13 protein-coding genes are annotated in these 16,967 nt (G+C 72.1%); 10 read left to right on the top strand and 3 right to left on the bottom strand.

What is annotated here, in order from left to right:
* Positions 1–58: 58 nt before the first annotated feature.
* The 3 genes from H4W81_RS07210 (at position 59) to H4W81_RS07200 (ending at position 4,045) form a co-directional block, all read left to right on the top strand.
* Positions 59–1,414 carry an MFS transporter gene (locus H4W81_RS07210; RefSeq protein WP_192774063.1) on the top strand — a complete coding sequence of 452 codons (1,356 nt, stop codon included), beginning with the start codon at positions 59–61 and terminating at the stop codon, positions 1,412–1,414.
* Positions 1,415–1,611: 197 nt separating this feature from the next.
* A complete protein-coding gene (locus H4W81_RS07205; protein WP_192774062.1) occupies positions 1,612–2,697 on the top strand; it encodes a methyltransferase in 1,086 nt (361 codons plus the stop codon).
* 94 nt (positions 2,698–2,791) lie between these two features.
* Positions 2,792–4,045: an aspartate aminotransferase type Ic gene (locus tag H4W81_RS07200; RefSeq protein ID WP_318781579.1), complete on the top strand. Its 1,254-nt coding sequence runs from the start codon at positions 2,792–2,794 to the stop codon at positions 4,043–4,045.
* Between the two features lie 54 nt (positions 4,046–4,099).
* Here H4W81_RS07200 and H4W81_RS07195 read toward each other — a convergent pair whose 3' ends face one another.
* Positions 4,100–4,576, bottom strand: coding sequence for a VOC family protein (locus tag H4W81_RS07195; RefSeq protein ID WP_192774061.1), 477 nt, complete (start codon positions 4,574–4,576; stop codon positions 4,100–4,102).
* 18 nt (positions 4,577–4,594) lie between these two features.
* The gene (locus tag H4W81_RS07190; RefSeq protein ID WP_192774060.1) at positions 4,595–5,176 is read right to left on the bottom strand and encodes a hypothetical protein; all 582 of its coding nucleotides are present in this window, start codon (positions 5,174–5,176) and stop codon (positions 4,595–4,597) included.
* 57 nt (positions 5,177–5,233) lie between these two features.
* On the opposite strand from H4W81_RS07190, the gene H4W81_RS07185 reads away from it, so the two are divergent.
* The 7 genes from H4W81_RS07185 to H4W81_RS07155 all read left to right on the top strand — a co-directional run bounded on the left by H4W81_RS07185 (position 5,234) and on the right by H4W81_RS07155 (position 15,761).
* Entirely contained in the window at positions 5,234–6,589 is a 1,356-nt protein-coding gene (locus tag H4W81_RS07185; RefSeq protein ID WP_318781578.1) for an FAD-binding oxidoreductase, read from the top strand.
* Positions 6,590–6,969: 380 nt separating this feature from the next.
* Positions 6,970–8,922: a serine/threonine-protein kinase gene (locus H4W81_RS07180; protein WP_192774059.1), complete on the top strand. Its 1,953-nt coding sequence runs from the start codon at positions 6,970–6,972 to the stop codon at positions 8,920–8,922.
* Between the two features lie 276 nt (positions 8,923–9,198).
* A complete protein-coding gene (locus H4W81_RS07175) occupies positions 9,199–9,852 on the top strand; it encodes a TetR/AcrR family transcriptional regulator (protein WP_192774058.1) in 654 nt (217 codons plus the stop codon).
* The gene (locus H4W81_RS07170; RefSeq protein WP_192774057.1) at positions 9,849–11,438 is read left to right on the top strand and encodes an acyl-CoA carboxylase subunit beta; all 1,590 of its coding nucleotides are present in this window, start codon (positions 9,849–9,851) and stop codon (positions 11,436–11,438) included. Before H4W81_RS07175 ends, H4W81_RS07170 begins: the two co-directional genes overlap by 4 nt.
* Positions 11,435–13,300 (top strand): ATP-binding protein, encoded by a 1,866-nt coding sequence (locus H4W81_RS07165; protein ID WP_192774056.1) that lies wholly within the window; start codon positions 11,435–11,437, stop codon positions 13,298–13,300. The genes H4W81_RS07170 and H4W81_RS07165 overlap by 4 nt, the downstream gene beginning before the upstream one ends.
* Complete coding sequence (locus tag H4W81_RS07160) at positions 13,297–14,070, top strand: enoyl-CoA hydratase-related protein (protein ID WP_192774055.1); 774 nt, start codon at positions 13,297–13,299, stop codon at positions 14,068–14,070. The genes H4W81_RS07165 and H4W81_RS07160 overlap by 4 nt, the downstream gene beginning before the upstream one ends.
* Positions 14,064–15,761 (top strand): acyclic terpene utilization AtuA family protein, encoded by a 1,698-nt coding sequence (locus H4W81_RS07155; protein WP_192780674.1) that lies wholly within the window; start codon positions 14,064–14,066, stop codon positions 15,759–15,761. Before H4W81_RS07160 ends, H4W81_RS07155 begins: the two co-directional genes overlap by 7 nt.
* 119 nt (positions 15,762–15,880) lie before the next feature.
* Here the strand turns inward: H4W81_RS07155 and H4W81_RS07150 are convergent, their stop codons facing one another.
* On the bottom strand, positions 15,881–16,738 hold the full coding sequence (locus tag H4W81_RS07150) for an ROK family protein (protein ID WP_318781576.1): 858 nt from the start codon (positions 16,736–16,738) through the stop codon (positions 15,881–15,883).
* Between the last annotated feature and the right edge of the window lie 229 nt (positions 16,739–16,967).

Here is a 16,967-nt window from a genome sequence, read left to right as displayed (position 1 = left end):
CTTCCGTATGCTTGCCTCATAACTCGAACACTACTGTACGAGTTATTGGGGAGGGAACATGCTGCTGGTCCTGCTCTGCCTGGCCCAGTTCATCCTGATCATCGACATCACGGTCGTCCAGGTCGCGCTGCCGTCCATCGGCGCCGGCCTCGGCCTCGACCGCGAGGCGCTGACCTGGGTCGTCACCACCTACACGCTGTGCTTCGGCGGGCTGATGGTGCTCGGCGGACGTCTCGCCGACGCCTTCGGCGCCCGGCGCGTGCTGCTGACAGGGCTCGCCCTGTTCACGTCGGCCTCGCTGCTGTGCGGCCTCGCCCCCGACGGCGCGACGCTCATCGCGGGACGCGCGCTGCAGGGCGTCGGCGCGGCGCTGCTGTCGCCCGCCGCGCTGGCCACCATCACCACGATCTTCCACGGCGAGCGCCGCACCAGGGCGCTGGCGGTCTGGGCGGCGATCGGCGGCACCGGCGCCGCGGTCGGCGTGCTGGTCGGCGGCCTGCTCACCGCGGGTCCCGGCTGGGAGTGGGCGTTCTTCGTCAACGTGCCGGTCGGGCTGGCGGTCATGGCGGCGCTGCCCTCCGTCGTGCCCGCCGCCGCCCCCTCGGGGCGCCGTCCGCTCGACGTGCCGGGCGCCCTGCTGGTCACCGCCGCGACCGGGCTGCTCATCTACGGCCTGGTCGCCGCCGGAGACTCGGGCTGGGGTACGGCGGGCGTCTGGCTGGCCGCCTCCGCGGCGCTGTACGCGGCCTTCGTGTGGGTCGAGCGGGTGGCCGAGGCGCCGCTCATGCGCGCCGAGACGATGGCCAGGCGGCCGGTGCTGTCCGGCGTGTTCGTCATGCTCATGGCAACCGGGCTGATGCTCGGGCTGTTCTTCGTCAGCTCGCTCTACCTGCAGCAGGAACTGCGCTTCGGCGCGCTGGAGACGGGGCTGCTGTTCCTGCCCGTCGCGATCTCCATCACGCTCGGCGCGCACCTCGGCGGACGCCTCATCGGCCGGATCGGCGGGCGGCCCGTGGCCGTCGGCGCCTTCCTGCTGACCGCGGCGGGCGCCGCCCTCATGACCCGCGTCTCGCCCGAGGCCGGCGTCTACACCACGCTGCTGCCCGGTTTCGTGCTCGCCGCCTTCGGCATCGGGCCCGCCTTCGTCGCCGCCACGGCGACGACCATGGCCAACGTGCCGCGGGGCGAGGCGGGGGTGGCCTCGGGGGTCGTCAACACCTTCCACGAGCTGGGCGGCTCGATCGGGGTGGCGGTGGTCTCCAGCCTGGCGGTCGGCGGTTTCGGCACGACGCTGGCCTGGTGCGCGGGGGCCGCGGCGGTGGCGGGGGTGGTGGCGCTCGGGCTGGTGCCGTCCGGCAGGCCCGCCGCGCTCGTCGGTCATGGTCATGGCCACGGCCAGGGGCACGGGCACTGACCGGGAAGGGCGATCGTCCAGGGGGCTAGCATGGGGTGACTCCAAGGAGGTTGATCATGTCGTTCGCCGTTCTCGGCTGCGTTCTCGGCGACGCCGCGGCTCGCGCTTCCTCGTGGAGGTCCGAGACCCGCTAGCCCACCCCCTCCACGTCGAAGTGCTCTTCATCGACAGTCCCGTTCGATCAAGAGGAGCACACGGTGCCCGACGTCCACTGGAACGAAGCAGGCCGCGAACTGTCGGCAGGGTGGCGCTCACCCGAGCCGCCGCCGTCGCGCCTGGTCGCCGCCGACGACACGACGCGAGCCGACACCGCCCATCGCCTGGCCCGTGAGGGTGTCGCGCTGGTGTGGCGCGGCGACTTCCACAACGCCAGACAGCTCCTGCGCGCGCTGGCCCGCAGGGCCGACAGGCAGCCGCCGCCGGCCGACTTCCACGCCTACCGGCAGGCCCGCGCCAGGAAGGCCGTGCTACTGGGCAGGCTGCTGGTGCCGCTGTCGGAGGAGCTGACCGTGCCGCTGCGCAGGGCCCCCGACGTACGGCGTGCCTGCCTGGAGGCGTACGGCCCGGCCGAGGGGCCCACGCTCGTCCCGCTCACCGAGCTGCTCGGCGTGATCGGCGCGCACGAGTGGCGCAGGAAGGGCGTGGCGGTGCCCGCGCTCGGCGCGCGCATCCACCCGCACTACGGCGTCTTCTCCCCGGTCCGCGGAGAATACGTCGACCTGGTGGCCCGCGCGCCGCTGCCGGCGCGCACGGCCGCCTTCGACATCGGCACCGGCACCGGCGTGCTGGCCGCGCTGCTGGCCAGGAGAGGCGTCGAGCGCGTGGTGGCCACCGACCTCGACGAGCGGGCCGTCGCGTGCGCCCGCGACAACCTCTCGCGCCTCGGCCTGTCCGGCCGGGTCGAGGTGGCCAGGCGCGACCTGTTCCCCGAGGGCCGCGCGCCGCTGGTGGTGTGCAATCCCCCGTGGCTGCCCGTACGGCCCGGCACCCGGCGCGACCAGGCCGTCTACGACCCAGAGGGCCGGATGCTCCGCGGCTTCCTCGGCGAGCTGACCCACCACCTCGAACCGGACGGCGAGGGCTGGCTGATCCTGTCGGACCTCGCCGAGCACCTCGGCCTGCACAGCAGGCAGGAGCTGCTGACCTCCTTCGCCGAGGCGGGACTGCGGGTCGCGGGCCGCCTGGACATCGCGCCCAGGCATCCGCGGGCCCGTGACGGCGCCGATCCCCTGCACCGGGCGAGGGCCGCGGAGGTGACGAGCCTGTGGCGGCTGAAGCGCTGACTCGAGGACTCGCGCGAAAGCGCTGTCTGCCGACGGTTCCCCCGGCCGGGCCCACTATCCTCGTCATGTCCCAGTCTCAGGAAGGAACATCCCCGTGACCGAGCTGACCGCCCAGCGCGACCTGGCCGCCCGTGACTACGACGCTCTCGTCAGGCGAGGCCTGAAGCTCGATCTGACCAGGGGCAAGCCCTCGCCGCACCAGCTCGATCTGTCCGCCAGGATGACCGCCCTGCCCTCGACGCACCTGGCCGCCGACGGCACCGACTGCCGCAACTACGGCAACCTGCAGGGCCTGGCCGAGATCCGCGAGCTGTTCGCCGACCTGCTGCAGGTCCCCGCGGCGCAACTGCTCGCCGGAGGCAACTCCAGCCTGGCGATGATGCACGACACCATCGTCTTCTCGCTGCTCAGCGTGCTGCCGGGCGCGGCGCGCCGCTGGGCGGACGAGCAGGAGATCGTCTTCCTGTGCCCCGTGCCCGGCTACGACAGGCACTTCGCGCTGTGCGAGCGGTTCGGCATCACGATGGTGCAGGTGCCGATGACCGCCGAGGGCCCCGACATGGACGTCGTCGAGCGGCTGGTCGCCGACGACCCGAGGGTCAAGGGCATCTGGTGCGTCCCGAAGTACAGCAACCCCTCCGGCGTCACCTACGGCGACGAGACCGTGCGCCGCCTGGCCGCGATGACCACCGCCGCGCCCGACTTCCGGATCTTCTGGGACAACGCCTACGCGATCCACCACCTCACCGACGAGCACGCCGAGCTCGCCGACCTGCTCGCCCTCTGCGCGGAGTACGGCAACGCCGACCGCGCCTTCGTCTTCGGCTCCACCTCCAAGGTGACCCTCGCGGGAAGCGGTGTGGCCTTCTTCGGCGGCTCCCCCGCCAACGTCGCCTGGTACCTGGGCAACCTGTCCAAGCAGAGCATCGGCCCCGACAAGATGAACCAGCTGCGCCATGTGGAGTTCCTGCGCGACGCCGAGGGCGTGGCCGCGCACATGCGCAGGCACGCCGAGCTGGTGTGGCCGAAGTTCGAGGCCGTCGACAGGATCCTCACCAAGGAGCTCGGCGGCACCGGGCTGGCTGGTTGGACGGCCCCCTCGGGCGGCTACTTCATCAGCCTCGACGTCCCCGAGGGGTGCGCCAAGGAGGTCGTGGCCAAGGCCAAGGCCGCCGGCATCGCGCTCACTCCCGCAGGCGCCACCCACCCGTACGGCGACGACCCCGCCGACCGCACGATCCGCATCGCCCCCACCTACCCCGACCTGGAGGAGTTGGAGGAGGCGATCACCGGCCTGACCGTCTGCGTCCGCCTCGTCGCCACCGAGAAGCTGCTCTCCCAGGGCTGAGCCGCCCTCCCCGCCCGCTCCGGTCACCCCGGCGGGCGGGGACAACGGCGACGGCTAGACGGGGAGCTTCGGTTCGGCGTAGATCGAGGGTCTGCCCTCGCCGTCGAGGTCGACCCCGAGGAAGGCGCCCGGCCCGATCACGTTGCCGGCCAGGAAGCGCAGCACGCTCCCGTCGGGATCGGGGATGTCGAGGTTCGCGCCGTACTCACCTCTGTCCTGGACGCCACCGCAGGCGATCGCGAGCCGCTCGCACCGCGCGGCCAGCTCGTGCAGCGCCGCCACCGACTCCACCTCCAGGGCGAACGCGTCGAACCCGTCGAGGTCGGGCGTGCTCGCGCAGAACGCCCGCTCCCTCAGCGCGATCGCGAAGCCGCCGTCGGCCGCCGAGAGCTGAACGCCCCTGACCGTGCCCTGCTCGGCGAACTCGGCCGCGACCTCGAGGTCGAGCAGGGACGTGTACCAGGCGACGCTGCGCCGGAGGTCGGTCACGGGCAGCTTCACGTGCCTGATTCTCACCACCCCAAGTGCCATGGACCGGACTGTATCCGGCTAGAGGGGACGGCGTCTGCCGTACCTGAAGCCGAAGATGTACTCCCGCGTCTCGCTGGGATGGAAGGCGAGACCCACGCCCGGCTCGAAGGCCACGTTGTCGCGCGGACAGTGGTAGAGCTCCTGCCACACCAGCAGCGCCTGCTCGCGAGCGGACGCCTCGGCCTGGTCGCGCCGGCGCGCGCCGTGCGCGCCGACGACGAACAGCAGCCCGAACCACCAGAAGACCCCGGTCACGCAGAACGGCGCCAGCAGGTCCATGAGCAGGTTCGTCTGCTCGCTCATCGCCAGCGTCAGCGCCAGCACGACGTGCGCGAGGGCGGCGAAGCCGAGCATGACGTAGCCCTGGTGCCGCGCGCGCGGCACCTCGTGCCTGGCGGGGAAGGAGAGCCACACCGCGAGCTGCGTCCTGGTCATCGCGTGCTTCCTGGTGCCGATCAGCGAGGCGGCCGGCAGGTCGACGACGGCCCGCTCCTTCGGCATGCTCGCGCGCCCGAGGCGGAAACTCGTTCCGTCGGCCACGACCCCCGGCACCGACGCCACCCTGTCAGCAAGGCCGCACTCCGGACAGGACAGATCCATCCGGGCAGTGTGGCCCTGGCGTGCGGATCCCGCAAATCGGGTCGTAGAGTCCACAGCGTGATTGACGCACTTGTGAAGGCTCTTCCCGAGGGAAGGGTGCTGACCGACCCCGACGTGGTCGACTCCTACGCGCGCGACCGCACGTTCCTCGAGCCGGGCAAGGCTCTGGGGGTGGTTCTGGCCACCACCCGCGAGGAGGTGGTGACGACGATGCGCTGGGCCACCGAGCACCGGGTGCCGGTGGTGCCGCGCGGAGCGGGCACCGGCCTCGCGGGCGCGGCGACCGCCAGCGAGGGGTCGATCGTGCTGTCGCTGGCGAGGATGACGGCGATCCGCGAGCTGAACCCGGCCGACGAGATCGCCGTGGTCGAGCCGGGCGTGATCACCGCCGACCTCGACCGGGCGGCGCGGGAGCACGGGCTGATGTACGCGCCCGACCCGTCGTCCTACGAGATCTCCACCATCGGCGGGAACCTGGCGACCAACGCCGGCGGACTGCGCTGCGTGAAGTACGGCGTGACCCGCGACTCCGCGCTCGGCCTCGAGGTCGTGCTGGCCGACGGCCGGATCCTGAACACCGGCCGCCGCACGGTCAAGGGCGTGACGGGCTACGACCTGACCGGCCTGTTCGTGGGCTCGGAGGGCACGCTCGGCGTCATCACCTCGGCCACCGTACGGCTGCGCCGCGCGCCGGTCGCGCCGCCCGCGACGATCGCCGCGGAGTTCGGCTCCCTGCGCGACGCCGCCGCGGCCGTCTCGGCGATCATCGCGGCGGGCTGCCAGCCGTCCCTCATGGAGCTGCTGGACCGGGCGACGCTGAAGGCCATCGACGACTGGCGCAACATCGGCCTGGAGGACTCCACCCAGGCCATGCTGATCGGCCAGTCCGACGCCTCCGACGGCCAGGCGATGGCGGAGATGATGCGGGAGCTGTGCGAGGCGAACGGCGCCTCCTTCGTGGCGGTGTCCTCGACGCCCGAGGAGACCGAGGACCTCATCGGCATCAGGCGCATGGCCTACCAGGCCAAGGAGCGCCTCGGCGCCTGCCTGGTGGAGGACGTGTGCGTGCCGCGCTCGGCGCTGCCCGACATGATCTCCGCCATCGAGGCGGCGGCCGCCAGGCACGACGTGATGATCTGCACGGTCGCCCACGCGGGCGACGGCAACCTGCACCCGGTGTTCATCTTCGACCACGGCACCGTGGAGCCGCCCGCCAACGTGTGGGCGGCGGCCGACGAGGTGTTCAAGGCCGCCCTCGACCTGGGCGGCACGCTGACCGGCGAGCACGGGGTGGGGCTGCTGAAGCGGCGCTGGCTCGCGCTGGAGTCGGGGCCCGTCGTGGACGAAATACAGAAGGGCATCAAGCGGGTCTTCGACCCGCTCGGCATCCTCAACCCGGGGAAGGCGATTTGACCGTCATCATGCTGAACGGCGGATAGAGCTCTGGGCACGTCCTCGCTCGCCCGCGCCCTTCAGGAGATCCCTGGCCGACCTTCGGCGTGGACACGCCCTCGTGCATCACGTTCACCCACGACGGGGAGGTCCGCCTCGGTCCGCGCTTCCGCGAGCTGGACGCCGCGTGGATGGCGGGCATCGCCGCGACGGCCCGCGCGGCGCCTCCCAGGTCCTCATCGTCCACGAGGGCGTGACCTCCGACGTAGAGGCCGACACGGGGTCGGCGGAATACGCCAAGACCATTGCGATACGGACATATCGTGAAACCGGTGGGACGACACACCGGCCACACTGATAGCGTTTTGCCCCACCTATCACGAAATAACCGGGGGTTCGACGTGACTCAGTTTCAGCCGTTGGCGGCGGACGACCCGCGACGGCTGGGTGCGTTCGAGATCGTCGCCAGGCTCGGCGAGGGCGGACAGGGTGTGGTCTACCTGGCCAAGGGGCAGGCGGGCGAGCAGGTGGCGGTCAAGCTCCTGCACAACGCGCTGGTGGCCGACGCCGACGCCAGGACGCGGTTCCTGCGCGAAGTGGCGGTGGCGCAACGGGTGGCCAGGTTCTGCACCGCGCCCGTGCTGCACGCCGATCTCGAGGGCAGCCGGCCGTACATCGTGACCGACTACGTGCCGGGGCCCTCGCTGCGGCAACTGGTCGACAGGGAAGGGCCGCGCAGGGGAGCGGCACTCGAACGCCTCGCGATCAGCACGGCCACCGCACTGGCGGCCATCCACCGCGCGGGCATCCTGCACCGCGACTTCAAGCCCGCCAACGTGCTGATGGGCCCCGAGGGCCCGGTCGTGATCGACTTCGGCATCGCGCGGGCGCTCGACTCCCCCGGCGCGACGGCCACGGGCATGGCGATGGGGACGCCTGCCTACCTCGCGCCCGAGCAGCTGAGCGGCGCCCCGGTGTCGGAGGCCGCGGACGTGTTCGCGTGGGGCGTCACGATGGTGTTCGCCGCCACGGGCAAGCCCGCGTTCGGCTCCGACTCCATCCCGGTGGTCATGAACCGGATCCTCAACGAGGAGCCGGAGATCGGCGGGCTCGAAGGGGTGCTCGGCGGGCTGGTCGAGGCCTGCCTGTCGAAGGACCCCGCGCTGCGCCCGACCGCCGAACAGCTGATCGCCCGCCTGACCGGCCAGCAGACCGGTGAGAGCCCGGTCGCCGTCCACCAGACCGGCAGCCAGCTCCCTCCCCCGTTCCCGCACCCAGGCGCCCGTCCGGCCGCGGCACCGCAGGGCGGTCCCGTCCCCGGCGCTCCCGGCGGCCCGAGGCCCCAGGTTCCCGGCGGGCCCGTTCCCGGCCAGCCGGGTGCTCCCGGCGCGCCCGGCGGCCCGGTTCCCGGTCCGCACGGCTTTCCCGGGACCCATGTCCCCGGCCAGCGTCCGCCCTCGGGCGGTACGGCCGGCTCGGCCACGCGCCGCCGTACCCTGACCATCGCGATCTCGGCCGCGGCGGCGGGTGCGCTCGTGCTCGCCGGCACCGTCGTGTGGGCGCAGGCGGGCAAGAAGACCACCGCCGAGCTGGTCGCCGCGAACGGCCCGGCCACCTCGGCCGCCGCCGACCCCGCGACCGATCCCGCGGCGGCCTCCACCGAGGCGCCCGTCGACCCGCCGATCGATCCGACGCTGACGCCCGAGCTGATCGACGACTCTCCGACGCCGAAGGCGACCAAGTCCAAGAAGGCCGAAGAACCGGCGGTCTCCGTGCCGCACACCACGGTCGCACCCCCGGTGACCCGGCCGACGGCGTCGACGGCCAAGCCCTCCACGCCCAAGGTCAAGCCCACCAAGAACACGGGCCTGGTGGACCCCGAGCCCGAGCCCACGGGTCTGATGGAGCCGACCACCGGCGACTACTACGGCCACTCCTCTAAGCCGAGCACCAAGCCGACCGCGAAGCCGACAGCTGCGCCGAAGCCGACGGTGGCGCCGAAGCCGACACCCAAGCCCACGCCGAAGCTGAACCCGTACCGGGCGACGACGGTCTGCGGCTCCGGGTACAAGGTGATCAACTCGCACGCGCTGAGCACCAAGGCCACGATCTACCTGCTGTACAACACCAGCGCGGGGAAGAACTGCGTGGTCACCATGTCGAAGTACGAGGTGCCCGCCAAGGTGTCGATGAACGCCATCCTCCAGGTGAAGGGCGGCGCCAGCGGCGCCAACCCGGGCAAGTTCACCGCGTACGCGGGGCCGGTCCGGCTGGCGGCGGTCAAGAAGTGCGTCATCTGGGGCGGCAGCTGGGGCACGCTCAGCTGGAAGAGCGGCTGGAGCCACTGCGGCTGATCCACGGACGGCGCCCCTGCGCCTTGCAGGCTGTATCCGACGGCCCGCGTCACCCGACGCGGGCCGTCGACGCATCTCCGGCCAGATGGAGACCGCCCGGTCCAGGGACCTGCGCCGGATCGCCGTCGCGCTCTTCCTTCTGGGATTCCATCAAGATCTCCTGTCGTCCTGAAGACAACGGACTCTTGGACGCCGGCAGACCCTCAAGCGTCGGAGCGGGCGGGGTCTTGGCTCGGGTTCTTGCGGAGGCGTCCCAGTCGGGATTACGTTGTTGACGTGATCGTCAAATCGGACGCGCTGACCGCGAGGGGCAGGCGCACCAGGGCCGCCCTGCTCGAAGCCGGACGGGAGGCCTTCGAGGAGCACGGGTACGACGCCGTCCGCATCGACGACGTGTGCGCCAGGGCCGGGGTCTCGCACGGCACCTTCTACACCTACTTCGACTCGAAGGAGTCACTCTTCGGCGAGGTGGCGGGGGCCGTGGTGGGCGAGATGTTCGCCGCCAGCATGGTGGGGCCGGCCGTGCCCGACGATCCCTACGCCCGCGTCGAGGCCGCCAACCGGCTCTACCTGCGCGCCTGGGCGGCCAACTCCAGGCTGGTGCGGATGCTGGAGCACGCGGCGACCACCGACGACCGGTTCGGCAGGCTGCTGCTGGAGCTGCGGGAGGTGTTCGTCAGGCGGGGCGCCGAGGGCCTGCGCCGCCTGCAGGAGCAGGGCCTGGCCGACCGCGACCTCGACCCGAGGCTCACCGCGATCATGCTCGGCGGCATGGTGGAGCACTTCGCCCACGTCTGGCTGGACCTCGGCGAGCAGGCCGACGAGCGTACCGCCGTCGACCATCTGACGCGCCTGTGGGCCCGCGCCATCGGGCTGACGCACGCGTCAACTTCATGCCGGCCACACCAAGAGGAAAGGGGTGAGGCATGATCATCAGTCGCCTGGATCCGGCGAGCGCCGATCACCAGGAGCGCAGGAACGCCATGCTCGCCAAGCTGGCCGACCTCGACGCCGAGCACGCCAAGGCGGTCGCGGGCGGCGGCGCGAAGTACGTCGAACGGCACCGCGGGCGCGGCAAGCTCCTCGCCCGGGAGCGCGTGGAGCTGCTCCTCGACCCGGGCTCGGCCTTCCTCGAGCTCTCGCCGCTGGCCGCGTGGGGCAGCGACTTCCCGGTCGGCGCGAGCGTCGTGACCGGCATCGGGGTGGTCGAGGGCGTCGAATGCGTGATCACCGCCAACGATCCGACCGTGCGCGGCGGCGCCTCCAATCCGTGGACGCTCAGGAAGAGCCTGCGCTCGGCCGAGATCGCGCTGCGCAACCGCCTGCCGTACCTCAACCTGGTGGAGTCGGGCGGCGCGGACCTGCCGACACAGAAGGAGATCTTCATCCCGGGGGGCCGGATCTTCAGGGATCTGACGCGGCTGTCGGCCGCGGGGATCCCGACGGTCGCGCTGGTCTTCGGCAACTCCACGGCGGGCGGGGCGTACGTCCCGGGGATGAGCGACTACGTCGTCATGGTCAAGGAGCGCGCCAAGGTGTTCCTGGGCGGCCCCCCGCTGGTGAAGATGGCCACCGGCGAGGAGTCCGACGACGAGTCGCTCGGCGGGGCCGAGATGCACGCGCGTACCAGCGGGCTGGCCGACTACCTGGCCGCCGACGAGTACGACGCCCTCCGCATAGGCCGAAATATCGTGAAATCGTGGGGGTGGCGGAAGCTGGGGACGACCCCTGGCCCCGTCGTCGAGCCCCGATATCCGCAGGACGACCTGCTCGGGATCGTCCCCGAGGATCTCAAGATCCCCTTCGATCCGCGCGAGGTGATCGCCAGGATCGTCGACGGCAGCGAGTTCGAGGAGTTCAAGCCGCTCTACGGCGCGTCGCTGGTGACCGGCTGGGCGCGGTTGCACGGCTATCCGATCGGGATCCTGGCCAACGCGCGCGGCGTGCTGTTCAGCCAGGAGTCGCAGAAGGCCACGCAGTTCATCCAGCTGGCCGACCAGTCCCGCACGCCGCTGGTGTTCCTGCAGAACACGACCGGTTACATGGTCGGCAAGGAGTACGAGCAGGGCGGCATCATCAAGCACGGCGCGATGATGATCAACGCGGTGTCGAACTCGACGGTCCCGCACCTGACGGTGGTCATGGGCGCCTCCTACGGCGCGGGCAACTACGGCATGTGCGGGCGCGCCTATGATCCGCGTTTCCTGTTCGCGTGGCCGAGCGCGAAGTCGGCGGTGATGGGCCCCGCGCAGCTGGCGGGGGTGCTCTCGATCGTCGGACGGCAGGCCGCCCAGGCGCGCGGCCAGGCGTACGACGAGGAGGCCGACGCGGCGATGCGGGCGATGGTGGAGGCGCAGATCGAGCAGGAGTCGCTGCCGTTCTTCCTGTCGGGACGGCTCTACGACGACGGGGTGATCGACCCGCGCGACACCCGCACGGTCCTCGGGCTCTGCCTGTCGGCGATCAACAGCGCGCCCGTCCCCGAGGCGGCCGGATTCGGGGTGTTCAGGCCATGATCACGAGACTGCTGGTGGCGAACCGCGGCGAGATCGCGCGCAGGATCTTCAGGACCTGCCGCGAGCTGGGCATCGAGACGGTCGCCGGCTACTCCGACGCCGACGCGGGCGCGCCGCACGTGTCCGAGGCCGACCTCGCCGTACGGCTGGGCGATCCCATGGCGTACCTGGACATCGAGGCGATCGTCCGGGCGGCCGAGCGGTCGGGCGCCGACGCGGTCCACCCCGGCTACGGCTTCCTGTCGGAGCACGCCGCCTTCGCCGAGGCGGTGATCGAGGCCGGGTTGACCTGGGTGGGCCCGCCACCCGCGGCCATCGCGGCGATGGGCTCCAAGATCGAGGCGAAGCGGCTCATGGCCGAGGCGGGCGTCCCCGTGCTTCCCTCGCTCACTGTCCGGGCGGCCGACGGGGAGATCATCGGAGGCGCGACAGGCGGCTGGCAGTATCCGCTGCTCGTCAAGGCGGCGGCGGGCGGCGGCGGGCGCGGCATGCGCGTCGTCGGCACGCCCGCCGATCTCGACCGGGCGCTGGCCTCGGCGCGGCGCGAGGCCGAGGCGGCGTTCGGCGACGGGACCGTGTTCGTCGAGCCGCTCCTGGAGCGCGCCCGCCACATCGAGGTCCAGATCCTCGCCGACGTCCACGGCACGGTCTGGGCGCTGGGCGAGCGGGAGTGCTCCATCCAGCGCCGCCACCAGAAGGTGGTGGAGGAGTGCCCCTCCCCCGCCGTGACCCCCGAGCTGCGCGCCACCCTGGAGGCGGCCGCCGTCAGGGCGGCGGAGGCGATCGGGTACGTCGGCGCGGGCACCGTCGAGTTCCTGGTCAAGGGCGACACGGTCGCCTTCCTCGAGATGAACACCCGCCTGCAGGTCGAGCACCCCGTCACCGAGCTGGTCTACGGCCTGGACCTGGTCGAGCTGCAGCTGCGCGTCGCCGAGGGCGAGCCGCTGCCCGGCGCGCGGCCCTCGCCCACCGGCCACGCGATCGAGGTGAGGCTCTACGCCGAGGACGGCGCGTACCTTCCCCAGTCGGGCACCGTCGACCTGTTCGAGGTGCGCGGCCCGGTGCGGGTCGATTCCGGCGTGGAGTCTGGTTCGACGGTCTCCACGCACTACGACCCGATGCTCGCGAAGATCATCTCGTTCGGGCACAGCAGGGGCGAGGCGATCAGGAAGCTGACCACCGCCCTCGACCGCGCCAGGATCCACGGCCTGACCACCAACCGCGTCCTGTTGCGCAACATCCTGCGCAGCAGGGCCTTCCGCGATGGCGACACCCACACCGGCTTCCTCGAGGAACACCGGATCGACGCGCACCAGCCGCCCACGGAGCAGGAAGTGCTGGCGGCGGCCCTCGCGATCGCAGCCCGCCACAGGAGCGAGGCCACCGTGCAGCGGAGCCTTCCCGGCGGCTGGCGCAACGTCAGGTCGCAGCCGCAGGTCGCCAGGTTCGAGGAGGCGGAGGCGGTCTACGATCCGCCGCCGCCCGGGGTGGTGCGCGCCGGGCCGTACCAGGTGGTCATGGAGACGGACGGCCTGCGGCGGACCTTCGAGATCGCGCACTACGAGAGCTGCGTCTACGTCGGTGACACCCGCCTCACGCCACTCCCCCGCCTGCCCGAACCCGCCGAGGAGCACGCGCCTGGCTCCCTGCTGGCCCCGATGCCGGGTAGCGTGCTGCGCGTCGAGGTCGAGCAGGGCGCCGCTGTCAGCAAGGGACAGGTGGTCCTGGTGCTCGAGGCGATGAAGATGGAGCATCAGATCGCCGCGCCCGCCGCGGGAGTCGTCTCGGCCGTCATGGTCGAGAAGGGCTCGCAGGTCGAGGCGGGAGCCGTGCTGGCGATCATCGAGGAAGGGGAAGCATGACGCGCCTGGTCCACAAGGAGCTGGAGGGTGGCATCGCCACCATCACCCTCGACTCGCCGCCCAACCGCAACGCGCTGTCGGTGCGGCTGCTGGGCGACCTGGAGGACCGGCTGAACTGGGCGCTGGCCGAGCCCGAGGTCCGGGTGATCGTGCTGACGGCCACGGGCACGGTCTTCTGCTCGGGCGCCGACCTCAAGGAGCAGCGCATCGAGCCCGCGCGCGGCGTCAGCGACGCCCCCGTGACCGCGTCGTTCCCCGAGATCATGTCGCTGATCTGGGAGAGCCCGAAGCCGGTCATCTGCCGCATGAACGGCACCGCCCGCGCGGGCGGCCTCGGCCTGGTGGCCTCGTGCGACTTCGCGATCGCGCCGCTGACCGCCTCGTTCGCCTTCTCCGAGGTACGGCTCGGCGTCGTGCCCGCGATGATCTCCGTGCCGGTGCTGCGGCGGCTGGAGGCCAGGGCGGCCTCCGAGTACCTGATGACGGGCGAGGTGTTCGACGCCGCCAGGGCCCAGGAGATCGGCCTGATCAACAGGGCGGTGCCGATGGAGGAGCTCGACGCCACGGTCGCCCACTACGCCGACATGCTGGTCAAGGGCGGCCCCGAGGCCCTGGCCATCACCAAGCGGCTGGTCCGCGACCTGCCGTCGGTCTCCTTCGAGGAGGGTCTGCGGCAGATGGCCGCGCTGTCGGCGCAGCGTTTCACCTCCGAGGAGGGCCAGGAGGGCATCGCGGCGTTCATGGAGAAGAGGCCGCCGAAGTGGTGCTGAGGATCGCCAACTGCAGCGGCTTCTACGGCGACCGCCTGTCGGCCGCGCGTGAGATGGTCGAGGGCGGCCCCATCGACGTGCTGACCGGCGACTGGCTGGCCGAGCTGACCATGCTGATCCTGGCGGGCAACCGGCTCAAGGGCCGTCCCGGCTATGCCCCCACCTTCGTCAGGCAGATGGAACAGGTGCTCGGCACCTGCCTGGAGCGTGGCATCAAGATCGTCTCCAATGCCGGGGGCCTCGACCCCCAGGGCTGCGCGGCGGCGATCGAGAAGCTGGGCCTCGCCGCCAAGGTCGCCTACGTCACCGGAGACGACGTCACCGGGCACGACCTCGACCTGGTCAACCTCGACACCGGTGAGAAGCTCGCCGAGCCCGTCCTGACCGCCAACGCCTACCTCGGGGCCCGTCCCATCGCCGCAGCCCTGTCGGCCGGCGCCGACGTCGTCGTCACCGGCAGGGTCACCGACGCCGCCCTCGTCACCGGCCCCGGCATCTGGCGGTACGGCTGGCGCCCGGGCGACCTCGACGCGCTGGCGGGCTCGGTCGTCGCCGGGCACGTCATCGAGTGCGGCTGCCAGGCCACGGGCGGCAACTACTCCTTCTTCCACGAGGTGCCCGACCTGGCGCACTGCGGCTTCCCCCTGGTCGAGCTGCACGAGGACGGCTCGTCCGTGGTGACCAAGCACCCCGGCACGGGCGGCCTGGTCTCGGTCGGCACGGTCACCGCGCAGCTGCTGTACGAGATCGGCTCCCCCCGCTACCTCGGACCCGACGTGGTGGCCCGCTTCGACACCATCGAACTGTCGCAGGAGGGTCCCGACCGGGTCAGGGTGTCGGGGGTGAAGGGCGAGCCCGCGCCTGACACGCTGAAGGTCGCCGTCAACTACCTGGGCGGCTACCGCAACACCATGACGCTGATGCTGACCGGGCTCGAGCTGGAGGAGAAGGCCAGGATCGCGCAGGAGGCGATCTGGGCCCGGGTGCCCCGCGAGTCGTTCGACTCGGTGGACGTCTCCTTCGACCCGCCGCTGCTGCGGATCACCGTCATGGACCGCGACGCGCGCAAGGCGGGGCGCGCCTTCTCCTCGGCCGTGGTAGAGACGGGCCTGGCCAGCTATCCGGGCTTCTACGGGCTGACGCCGCCGGGCGACGCGTCGCCGTACGGGGTCTACTGGCCGACCCTGATCCCCGCCGGCGAGGTGACGGCGAGGGTCTTCCTCGACGGCGAGGAACTGACCTTCGAGGACGAGTCGCCGGTCACGGCCGGGGCCGATGAACCGGCGGGCCGCGAGCCGGCGCCGGTCACGTCGGCGGCGGTGCCCTCGTCCGAAGGAGAGCCGACCGTCGACGCGCCCCTCGGTGTGATCGCCGGAGCCCGCTCGGGCGACAAGGGCGGCAACGCCAACCTGGGTGTCTGGGTCAGGACCCCCGAGCAGTACGCCTGGCTGGCCGGGACACTGAGCGTCGAACGGCTCAAGGAGCTGCTCCCCGCGCTGGGAGCGTTGAAGGTCGACCGCCACGAGTTCGCGAACCTCAACGCGCTGAACTTCGTCGTCCACGGCCTGCTCGGCAGGGGCGTCGCCGCCAGCCCCCGGCTGGACCCGCAGGCCAAGGCGCTGGGCGAGGAGCTGCGAGCCCGGCCGATGCCCATCCCCGTGTCCTTCGTGTCGCCGGACGGCCCTCGGTAGAAGGACGATCCCGGTCTGAGGGCCGGGGGTGCTTTCGGCGCCCAGATCCAGGGGGCCTCAAGGGCTCGGGTGCGGAGGTGAGAGGTGCATGGGGCGCAGCGGTCCGGTCGCGTGGTGGGCTAGGCGCGGGTGGCCAGGAGGGCGGCGCCGAGCATGCCGGCGTGCGGGCCCAGGGAGGACAGTGCGATTCTTGGCGCCGGTCTGAAGGCCAGCCGCGCGGCCAGCCGGGCCCGTAGCGGCGCGAGGAGCGCCTCGCCGGACAGCGCCAGGCCGCCGCCGATGACGATCAGCGCGGGGTCCAGCAGCAGCGTGTACGTCGCCAGGGCCAGGGCGAGCGCCTCGACCGCCTCGGCCCACACCTGCCTGGCGAGCGGGTCGTCGCGCGCCACCACGGCGGCGGCCGACCTCTCGCCGCAGCGGGCCGCGATCGAGGCGGCCGAGGCGTAGGCGGACAGGCATCCCGACTGGCCGCATCCGCACGGCAGGCCGCCGGGACGCACGGGGACGTGGCCGATCTGGCCCGCCCAGCCGGCCGCTCCGCCGTACAGGCCGGCGGACAGGACCATCGCGCCCGCGATGCCGGTGCCGATGGGGAGGAACAGGACGTCGCGCTCGTCACGGGCAGCGCCGTAGGCCAGCTCGGCCTCCCCCGCCGAGCGGACGTCGTGGCCGAGCGCGACGGGCAGCGGCACGTCGGTGAAGGCGGCGGCGGGCACGTCGCGCCAGCCGAAGGCGGCGGAGAAGACCGCGTGCGTGGGAGTGACCAGCCCAGGGACGGCCAGCCCGACGGCCGTGGGACGCAGGCCCTGGCGCGGGACGGCGAGGTCGGCGACGAAGGCGGAGATGGCCGCGATCACGCGTGCGGGTCCTTCCGCGCGAGGGGTGGGGCGGCGCTCGGCGTGCAGGACCGTGCCGTCGCGGATGAGTCCGCCCTTCATGAAGGTTCCGCCTACATCGACCGCGACAACACACTCCACCCGCCCATCCTCCCCCGGAACCCGGGCTTCGAGACCGGCAACCGCGTTGGGGGTGCTGCGCGACCATGCGGCAGGTGGAGTTGATCAGCAGGCCCAGCAGGTACAGCGTGTCCCTGTCGACGGGCAGCGGGTTGTCGACGCTCGTCACGCCGTGGCACGCGTAGACCTCCCGGCCGTCTGCCCACCCGCCGACGGCGGCACCGGGGAACTTCGTGGCCGTCGCCTAACT

This window comes from Nonomuraea africana, assembly GCF_014873535.1.
GTDB lineage: Bacteria > Actinomycetota > Actinomycetes > Streptosporangiales > Streptosporangiaceae > Nonomuraea > Nonomuraea africana.
The sequence above is the reverse complement of the archived record's forward strand: the minus strand, read 5'-3'. Positions and strand labels throughout refer to the sequence as shown.

Coding starts and splice junctions, on each gene's coding strand:
- H4W81_RS07170 (WP_192774057.1), top strand. CDS start 9,849: ATGATCATCAGTCGCCTGGATCCGGCGAGCGCCGATCACCAGGAGCGC.
- H4W81_RS07160 (WP_192774055.1), top strand. CDS start 13,297: ATGACGCGCCTGGTCCACAAGGAGCTGGAGGGTGGCATCGCCACCATC.
- H4W81_RS07190 (WP_192774060.1), bottom strand. CDS start 5,176: ATGGATCTGTCCTGTCCGGAGTGCGGCCTTGCTGACAGGGTGGCGTCG.
- H4W81_RS07195 (WP_192774061.1), bottom strand. CDS start 4,576: ATGGCACTTGGGGTGGTGAGAATCAGGCACGTGAAGCTGCCCGTGACC.
- H4W81_RS07210 (WP_192774063.1), top strand. CDS start 59: ATGCTGCTGGTCCTGCTCTGCCTGGCCCAGTTCATCCTGATCATCGAC.
- H4W81_RS07165 (WP_192774056.1), top strand. CDS start 11,435: ATGATCACGAGACTGCTGGTGGCGAACCGCGGCGAGATCGCGCGCAGG.